This is a genomic window from Deinococcus rhizophilus (assembly GCF_030271215.1).
Taxonomy (GTDB): domain Bacteria; phylum Deinococcota; class Deinococci; order Deinococcales; family Deinococcaceae; genus Deinococcus; species Deinococcus rhizophilus.
In genome coordinates this window covers 1-1,843 of sequence record NZ_JASNGB010000300.1, presented here as the reverse complement: position 1 = coordinate 1,843, position 1,843 = coordinate 1, and the positions used below count along the sequence as shown (strand labels likewise).

At 76.6% G+C, this 1,843-nt stretch carries 2 protein-coding genes and 1 pseudogene; all 3 read left to right on the top strand.

Going from position 1 to position 1,843, the window contains the following annotated elements; all coding sequences use genetic code 11:
- Positions 1-103: 103 nt before the first annotated feature.
- Positions 104-487 (top strand): annotated as a pseudogene (locus tag QOL99_RS17920) (HD domain-containing phosphohydrolase); the annotation flags it as partial.
- A 31-nt stretch (positions 488-518) separates the two neighbouring features.
- A complete protein-coding gene (locus QOL99_RS16800) occupies positions 519-1,229 on the top strand; it encodes an HD-GYP domain-containing protein (RefSeq protein ID WP_285525525.1) in 711 nt (236 codons plus the stop codon).
- Between the two features lie 98 nt (positions 1,230-1,327).
- On the top strand, positions 1,328-1,843 hold a 516-nt coding region (locus tag QOL99_RS16795), incomplete at its 3' end, for a precorrin-2 dehydrogenase/sirohydrochlorin ferrochelatase family protein (protein WP_285525524.1).

Below are 1,843 nucleotides of genomic sequence, written 5' to 3'. Positions count from 1 at the left end.
GTCGCCCGCGAGGCGTCGCTGGAGGCGCTGGCCGACGCCGCAGAGGGCGCGGTGCTCGCCGGGCGCTGAGTCTGGCCCGTCTGGCCCCGCGGCACTGGGCGTCATGCTGGACCTCAGCCGCTCGCTGCTGACGGCGGCCTCGGAGGAGGACGTGGAGGCCACCCTGACCCGCCAGAGCGTGACGCTGCTGGGCACCCGGTCGGCGGCCTTTCTGCGCCACTTTCCCGAGCTGGGCGTGCTGCGCGTGACCGCCGAGTCGGGGACCCACGCGGGTGACCTGGGGCTGACGCTGCTGCGGGGGCAGGGGGCCTCGTGGCGGGCGGCGCTCTCGGACGCCCCGCTGCTGCACCTGCGGCGGGAGGCCATGCCCGAGTGGGTCGTGCGGGCGCCGGGGGTGCCGTCCATCCACGCGCTGTTCGCGCCGCTGCGCTCCCCCCCGGGACAGCTGCTGGGCGTGCTGACGGTGGGCCGCGAGGCCCCGCCCTTCGGCGCCCGCGACGAGGAACTGCTGGTCACCTTTGCCAACGCGGGCACGATGGCCCTCCAGCGGACCCACGAGACCGCCCGCGCCGCCGCCACCCGCGAGGGGGCGTTGCTGGCCCTCGGGCTGGCCCTCGAAGCCCGCGACTACGAGACCCAGGGCCACACCGGGCGCACCGTGGCGCTGGCCGGACGCCTGGGCCGGGCGCCTGGGCCGGGCGCTGGGCCTCGACGAGGCCGCGCAGGGGCACCTGCGGCAGGGGGCCTACCTGCACGACATCGGCAAGCTCAGCGTGCCCGATGGCGTGCTGCTCAAGCCGGGGCCGCTGACCTCGGAAGAACGCGCCCAGATGCAGCGCCACGTGCTGACCGGCGAGGCGCTGGTGCGGCGCATTCCCGGAATGCCGCGCGAGGTGCTGGAGGTCGTGCGCTCCCACCACGAACGCTGGGACGGTGCCGGGTATCCCGACGGGCTGGCTGGCGAGGCCATTCCGCGGCTGGCCCGCATCTTCTGGGTGATCGACGTGTTCGACGCCCTGACCCAGCAGCGGCCCTACCGCGCTCCCCTGAGCGTGCCTGGTGCCCTGGCCCTGATCCGGGCCGAGGCCGGGCGGCAGTTCGACGCGGGGGTCGTGGCGGCCTTCCTGACCCTCTTCGTGGAGCCCGCTGCCGTGGCGCCCGGTGTCGTGGAACCCGGCGTCGTGGAGCCCGGGGGGCCGGAACCGGTGCGGGGGAGAGAGCCCTTCTAGCCGCAGCGCACCCTGCCCGAAAATCCCGTCTCTGGCGAGGTTTCTGACCGCTCGGTCGGGGACGCCCGCCCCGGTCGCGCCGCGCTATGCTGCCCCGCGTGACCCTGGCGGCCTTCCTGAATCTGAGCGGCGAGTCCGCCGTGGTGGTGGGGGGCGGCCCGGTGGCCCTGCGCCGCGCCCGCACCCTGCTGAGCGCGGGGCTGCGGGTGCGGGTGGTGGCGCCCGAACTGCACCCCGACCTCGCGGCCCTTTGCGTGGGGCACGACGCCCGCCCCTACCGCCCCGGCGACGTGGCCGGGGCGCGGGTGGTCGTGGCCGCGACGAACAGCTCCGAGGTCAACGGGGCCGTGACCGCCGAGGCCCGCGCGGTGGGCGGGCTGGTCAACCACGCCGGGGACGCCATGCAGGGCACCCTGCGGTTTCCCGCCGTGACCCGCCGGGGCGGGGTGGAGGTGGCCCTGACCACCGGGCGCGAGCTGCCGCTGCTGGCCCAGGCCCTCGCCGAGCGCATCGCCGGGCTGCTCCCTTCCCCCGAGCAGGTGGACGCCTGGGCTGAGCGCCGCGAGGCCGCGCTGACCCGGTCAGGCCCCGAACGCGAGGCGGCCCTGGCCGCG